This window comes from Xanthomonas sp. SHU 308 (assembly GCF_000364645.1).
GTDB lineage: Bacteria > Pseudomonadota > Gammaproteobacteria > Xanthomonadales > Xanthomonadaceae > Xanthomonas_A > Xanthomonas_A sontii.
The window spans coordinates 1-6,007 of record NZ_AQOK01000514.1; the positions used below are offsets into that span (position 1 = coordinate 1).

The window sequence follows — 6,007 nt, forward strand, 5'->3', positions numbered from 1 at the left end:
CGACCAGCGGCCGCCGGCCCAGCCAGTGCGCCGAGGCCAGCACGATGGCGCGCGGCCGCGGCAGCGTCGCCGCCAGTTCGGCCAGCCGCGTGCCAACCAGGCCGGGCTGCAGCGCGGTCATCGGCGAACCGTGCGAGATGTACAGGGAAGGCAAACGCGCCATGGCAGGTCTCCACAGTGGGGGGCGGCACGGTGGCGCGCGCGGCCAGCGCCGGGCGTTCGTGCAGGCGACCAGGGTATTTCCGCCATCTGCGGGAATAAATTACCCTGCCGCCGACGATCCATTTCAGGAACCGAAACAATGGACACGCTGGAGGCGATGCGGGTCTTTGTCGCCGTGGTCGACCGCAACGGCTTCAACGCCGCCGCCGACGCGCTGGGCATTTCCACCGCCAGCGTCACCCGCCAGGTGGCGTGGCTGGAACAGCGCCTGGGCTCGCGCCTGCTCAACCGCACCACCCGCCGGGTCAGCCCGAGCAGTGTCGGCGCGGCGTATTACCAGCGCTGCCAGTTGCTGCTGGCCGAGTTCGACGACATGGAGGCGGCGGTCGGCGAGCAGGCGCTGACGCCCTCCGGCACGCTGCGGATCAACGCACCGTTCAGTTTCAGCGTCGCCCGGCTGGGCCCGCGCCTGGCCGGCTACAGCGCGCGCTATCCGCAGGTCGCCCTCGATCTGTCGCTGTCCGACCGCCTGGTGGACATCGTCGAGGAAGGCTACGACCTGGCGATCCGCATCACCCGCCAGGTGGCGCCCACCTTGATCGCGCGCAAGCTCGGCGAAGTGCAGGCGTTCCTGTGCGCGTCGCCGGACTACCTGGCGCGTGCCGGCACCCCGCAGCTGGCCGCCGACCTCGCCGGCCACGCCTTCCTCAGTTACAGCTACGTGCAGGACGACCTGACCCTGCACGGCCCCGACGGCGCGACCCAGGTGCGGGTGGCCGGCACCCTGCGCGCCAACTGCGGCGACGTGCTGCGCGAGGCGGCCATCGCCGGCATGGGCGTCACCGTGCAACCGGACTTCATGGCCGAAGCGGCGCTGGAGGACGGCCGCCTGGTGCGGGTGCTGCCCGACCATGAGATCGGGCCGATCGGCGTCTACGCGGTGTACGCCAGCCGCAGCCACCTGGCGCCGAAGGTGCGCAGCTTCATCGACTACCTGGTCGAAGTGGGCATCGATCGCACGATGCGCTCCCCGGCCGAGAGCTGAACCGCGGCGCGCGGACCGGACACAACATCCCGCCGATGGCGCTGATCGCGGCGGCCGCGCATGCGCACAATGCCCGCGCTTTTCCCCTCACCTTCAGGAGTCCGCGTATGAGCAAGATCGCGATCGTCTACTTCAGCGGCTACGGCCACACCGTCAAGCAGGCCGAGGCCGTGCACGCCGGCGCCGCCAGCGTCGGCGAGGCCACGCTGTACCGCATCGACCAGGACGGCAACCTGCCCGACGGCGCCTGGGAGGCCATCGGCCAGGCCGACGCCATCGTCTACGGCAGCCCGACCTACATGGGCGGCCCGGCCTGGCAGTTCAAGAAGTTCGCCGACGCCAGCTCCAAGCCGTGGTTCGCGCAGGCCTGGAAGGACAAGATCGCCGCCGGCTTCACCAACTCGGCCTCGGTCAACGGCGACAAGTTCGCCACCATCGAATATTTCTGGACCCTGGCCCAGCAGCACGGCCAGATCTGGGTCGGCACCGGCCTGCTGCCGTCCAACACCAAGGCGCACGGCCCGAACGACGTGAACTGGACCGCCGGCTCCGGCGGCGCGCTGGCGATCTCGCCGTCCGACGCCTCGCCGGACGAGGCGCCGCGCAGCGGCGACCTGGAGACCGCGCGCCTGCTCGGCAAGCGTGTGGCCGAGTTCGCGGCCAAGCTCAAGGGCTGAGTCCGGCGGTGCCGCCCGCAAAGGGCGGCACCCTGCATCGCGATCGCAGCGGTCTCCGGGCGAGGCGATACCCCTTCGGCGCCCGGCCTTGCGGGTCGGGCGCTTCCTAGAGGCAACAATGCCCTCGCGCTGCGGCGCTGCCGCGTGTTCTCTGCATCCCGATCTCGCCATATGCCGGCCCTCGGCCAGCACCGTCGCGCTATGCAGGGCCACCCACCGCATGCGCCGCGCGCAGATGGTCGATGAACACCCGCAGCTTCGGCGGCAGGTGTTCGCGCGCCGGGTAGTAGATGTGCCAGCCGGCGAACGGCGCGTGCCAGTCGTCCAGCACCCGCTGCAAGCGGCCGGCGGCGACGTCGGCGGCCACCTGCCATTCGAACGCCTGGCCCAGGCCCAGCCCACGGCGCGCGGCGTCCAGGCCGACAGCGGTGTCGTTGACCACCAGCCGCCCGGTCACTTCGACCAGGAAATCGTGCCCGTCGCGGGTGAATTCCCAGGCCTGCAGGCGGCCATCGGTGCGGCGCCAGCGGATGCAGTCGTGCGCGGCCAGTTCGGCCGGCGTGCGCGGCACTCCATGCGCGGCAAAGTAGGCCGGCGCGGCCACCACCGTCTGCCGCTGCGGCGGCCCCAGCGGCACCGCGATCATGTCGCGCGCCAGGCTCTCGCCCAGGCGGATGCCGGCGTCGAAGCCGCCGGCGACGATGTCGGCCAGGGTCCGGTCCGAATACAGCTCCACGCTGACCTCCGGATAGCGCGCCAGGAACGCCGGCAGCTGCGGGCACACCAGTTGCTCGGCGGCCACCAGCGGCAGGTTGATGCGCAGCGTGCCGGCCGGGCGGTCGCGCAGGAAATCCAGGTCGGCGAAGGCCGCATCGATCTGCGCCAGGCCCGGCGCCACCCGCTGCAGGAAGCGCTCGCCGTGCTCGCTCAGGCCGACCCGGCGGGTGGTGCGGTTGAGCAGGCGTGCGCCCAGTTGCGCCTCCAGCGCGCGCAGCGTCTGCGACAGCGCCGAGGGCGAGACGCCCAGCTCGGCGGCGGCGCGGGTGAAGCTGCCATGGTGGGCGACGCGGACGAAGGCGACGACGGCGGTCAGCGGCGGTGGACGGTGCATGGGGAACGGGCGGCAGTGGAAGGACGAACGCGGCGGGCGAACCAACCATTGTTTAGCACACCTTCAAAGCACATGCGGATTACCTGGATTTATCCGTGGCGACGTGGCGCCTACAGTGCCCGCACCCTCACTTCGGAGACCGCTGCGATGGCCCTCGATCACTACCGCCTGCTCGGCCGTTCCGGCCTGCGCGTCAGCCCGCTGTGCCTGGGCACCATGACCTTCGGCGCCGACTGGGGCTGGGGCGCGGACGAAGCCGAGGCGCGCCGCCTGTTCGACCTGTACGTCGATGCCGGCGGCAACTTCCTCGATACCGCCAACATCTACACCAACGGCAGCGCCGAGACCCTGCTCGGCCGCTTCGTCGCCGGCCGCCGCGACCGCCTGGTGATCGCCAGCAAGTTCGCGCTCAATCCCTTCCCCGGCGACCCCAACGGCGGCGGCAACCACCGCAAGGCGCTGCTGCGCTCGGTCGACGCCAGCCTGGCGCGGCTGGGCACCGATTACCTGGACCTGCTGTACCTGCACGCCTGGGACGGCACCACCGGCATCGACGAGATCATGCGCGGTTTCGACGACTTGGTGCGCGCCGGCAAGATCCTCTACGCCGGCATCTCCGACACCCCCGCCTGGCAGGTGGCGCGCATGCAGACCCTGGCCGACCTGCGCGGCTGGACGCCGTTCGTCGCCCTGCAGATCGAGTACTCGCTGGCGCAGCGCACGGTCGAGCGCGAACTGGTGCCGATGGCCGAGGCGCTGGGCATGTCGGTGCTGGCCTGGTCGCCGCTGGCGATGGGCGTGCTCACCGGCAAGTACGGCACCGCCGATCTGGCACGGGTGCGCGCGGCGGCCTCGGGCGGCGCGCAGGTCGATGGCGTGGGCCGCGCCGAGGTCGCGCATTCGCAACGCACCTTCAACGAACACGCGCTGGCGGTCGCCGAAACGGTGGTGGCGCTGGCCACCGAGCTGCAGCGCTCGCCGGCGCAGGTGGCGCTGGCCTGGCTGCTGGCGCGCGGGGCGATGCCGATCGTCGGCGCGCGCAGCGTGGCGCAACTGCAGGACAACCTGGGCGCACTCACCCTGCACCTGGATGCCGAGGCGCTGCAGCGGCTGGATGCCGCCAGCGCGATCGAACTGGGCTTCCCGCACGACTTCCTGGCCTCGCCCAACCCGCAGGCGCTGCTGAGCGGCGGCACCCGCATCCAGCCGCGCTGAGCGTGGCGTCCTGCCCCTTCGCACACGAGCACCATTCCATGGCATCCATCGCGAACGCGTTGCCGAGCAACATGACCCTGGCCGAGGCCGAAGCGGCCGGCATCGCGCAGATCGCCGCGCTGATGGGCCCGCAGCAGGGCGCGGCGATCCGCGCCCTGGCCGACGACGCGGACACCGCGCTGAGCGGCCGCGGCGCCGCCATCGCCTTCGCCGAGATCTACCGCGCCGACAGCGCGCTGGACCTGAAGACCCGCGAACTGGTCACGGTGGCGGTGCTGGCCAGCCTCGGCCACGCCGCACCGCAGTTGCGCCTGCATCTGCGCGCCGCGCAGGCGGCAGGCGCCAGCCGCGCGGAGATCTTCGCCGTGCTCGACCAGTTGTACGCCTACGTCGGCTTCCCCTCCGCGCTCAATGCCCTGGCCGTCGCCCGCGACGCGCTGGGCACGTCCTCACCCTGAGCGAACCGCCCGGCGGCCACGCTTTCCCTCCCCTCCCCCTCAGGAGCATCTCCATGCAAACCCGCACCCTCGGCCGCAACGGCCCCCGCGTCTCCGCCCTCGGCCTCGGCTGCATGGGCATGAGCGCGTTCTACGGCGGCCGCAGCGACGACGCCGCCTCGATCGCGGTCATCCATGCCGCGATCGAGCACGGCGTCAGCCTCATCGACACCGCCGACATGTACGGCCCGCACACCAACGAAGTGCTGGTCGGCAAGGCGCTGGCCGGGCGCCGCGACCAGGTCGTGCTGGCGACCAAGTTCGGCATCAAGCTCGACCCCAACGACCCGGCCGCACGCGGCATCGACGGCCGTCCGGAATACGTGCAGTCGGCCTGCGAGGCCAGCCTGCGCCGGCTCGGCGTGGACCACATCGACCTCTACTACCAGCACCGGGTGGATCCGAACGTGCCGATCGAGGACACGGTCGGGGCGATGGCGCGGCTGGTGGAACAGGGCAAGGTGCGCTTCCTCGGCCTGTCCGAAGCCGCCGCGGCCACCATCCGCCGCGCGCACGCGGTGCATCCGATCACCGCGCTGCAGAGCGAGTACTCGCTGTGGTCGCGCGATCCGGAACACGACGGCGTGCTGGAGACGGTGCGCGAGCTGGGCATCGGCTTCGTGCCGTACTCGCCGCTGGGCCGCGGCTTCCTGACCGGGGCGATCCGCTCGCCGGAGGATTTCGAGGCCGACGACTACCGGCGCCATTCGCCGCGCTTCCAGGGCGAGAACTTCGACCGCAACCTGCAACTGGTGGAGCGGGTACGCGCACTGGCCCAGGCCAAGGGCGTGACCCCGGGCCAGTTGGCGCTGGCCTGGGTGCTGGCGCAGGGCGAGGACCTGGTGCCGATCCCGGGCACCAAGCGCCTGGCCTACCTGGAAGAGAACCTGGGCGCACTGCAGGTGAAGCTGAGCGCCGAGGAACTGGCGCAGATCGAGGCGATCTTCCCCGCCGACGCCGCTGCCGGCCATCGCTACCCGGCCGCCTCGCGCGGCGCGCTGCAGGGCTGAACCGCGCCCCCGGCCGCGGCGCGGGTCGATTGCCCGCGCCGCGCCGGCCCCGCATGATGCGGGGGTGATCTCCTTCATCGTCCCCGCGCACGACGAAGCCGCCCTGATCGGCGACACGCTGGCCTCGCTGCATGTCGCCGCCCAGGCGCTGCGGCTGGACTGCGAGACGCTGGTGGTGGCCGATGCGTGCCGCGACGGCACCGCCGAGATCGCGCGCCGCCACGGCGCGCAGGTGCTGGAGGTGGAACTGCGGCACATCGCCGCCGTGCGCAATGCCGGCGCCGCCGCCA

At 71.9% G+C, this 6,007-nt stretch carries 7 protein-coding genes and 1 pseudogene; 6 read left to right on the forward strand and 2 right to left on the reverse strand.

Features of this window, described 5'->3' with window-relative positions; genetic code table 11:
* Window positions 1–163 (reverse strand): annotated as a pseudogene (locus D588_RS26765) (dioxygenase); the annotation flags it as partial.
* Window positions 164–301: 138 nt separating this feature from the next.
* Between D588_RS26765 and D588_RS0115430 the strand changes: the two are divergent.
* The gene (locus tag D588_RS0115430) at window positions 302–1,207 is read left to right on the forward strand and encodes a LysR family transcriptional regulator (RefSeq protein WP_017909607.1); all 906 of its coding nucleotides are present in this window, start codon (window positions 302–304) and stop codon (window positions 1,205–1,207) included.
* Window positions 1,208–1,314: 107 nt separating this feature from the next.
* Entirely contained in the window at window positions 1,315–1,884 is a 570-nt protein-coding gene (locus tag D588_RS0115435; protein WP_010343649.1) for a flavodoxin family protein, read from the forward strand.
* Window positions 1,885–2,083: 199 nt separating this feature from the next.
* Here D588_RS0115435 and D588_RS0115440 read toward each other — a convergent pair whose 3' ends face one another.
* Entirely contained in the window at window positions 2,084–2,995 is a 912-nt protein-coding gene (locus tag D588_RS0115440) for a LysR family transcriptional regulator (protein ID WP_017916623.1), read from the reverse strand.
* Window positions 2,996–3,142: 147 nt separating this feature from the next.
* Here D588_RS0115440 and D588_RS0115445 point away from each other — a divergent pair, with 147 nt between their 5' ends.
* The 4 genes from D588_RS0115445 to D588_RS0115460 form a co-directional block, all read left to right on the forward strand.
* The gene (locus tag D588_RS0115445) at window positions 3,143–4,210 is read left to right on the forward strand and encodes an aldo/keto reductase (RefSeq protein WP_017916624.1); all 1,068 of its coding nucleotides are present in this window, start codon (window positions 3,143–3,145) and stop codon (window positions 4,208–4,210) included.
* Window positions 4,211–4,248: 38 nt separating this feature from the next.
* The gene (locus D588_RS0115450) at window positions 4,249–4,668 is read left to right on the forward strand and encodes a carboxymuconolactone decarboxylase family protein (protein WP_017916625.1); all 420 of its coding nucleotides are present in this window, start codon (window positions 4,249–4,251) and stop codon (window positions 4,666–4,668) included.
* A gap of 53 nt (window positions 4,669–4,721) precedes the next feature.
* Entirely contained in the window at window positions 4,722–5,717 is a 996-nt protein-coding gene (locus D588_RS0115455) for an aldo/keto reductase (RefSeq protein WP_017916626.1), read from the forward strand.
* A 64-nt stretch (window positions 5,718–5,781) separates the two neighbouring features.
* On the forward strand, window positions 5,782–6,007 hold a 226-nt coding region (locus D588_RS0115460; RefSeq protein WP_017916627.1), incomplete at its 3' end, for a glycosyltransferase.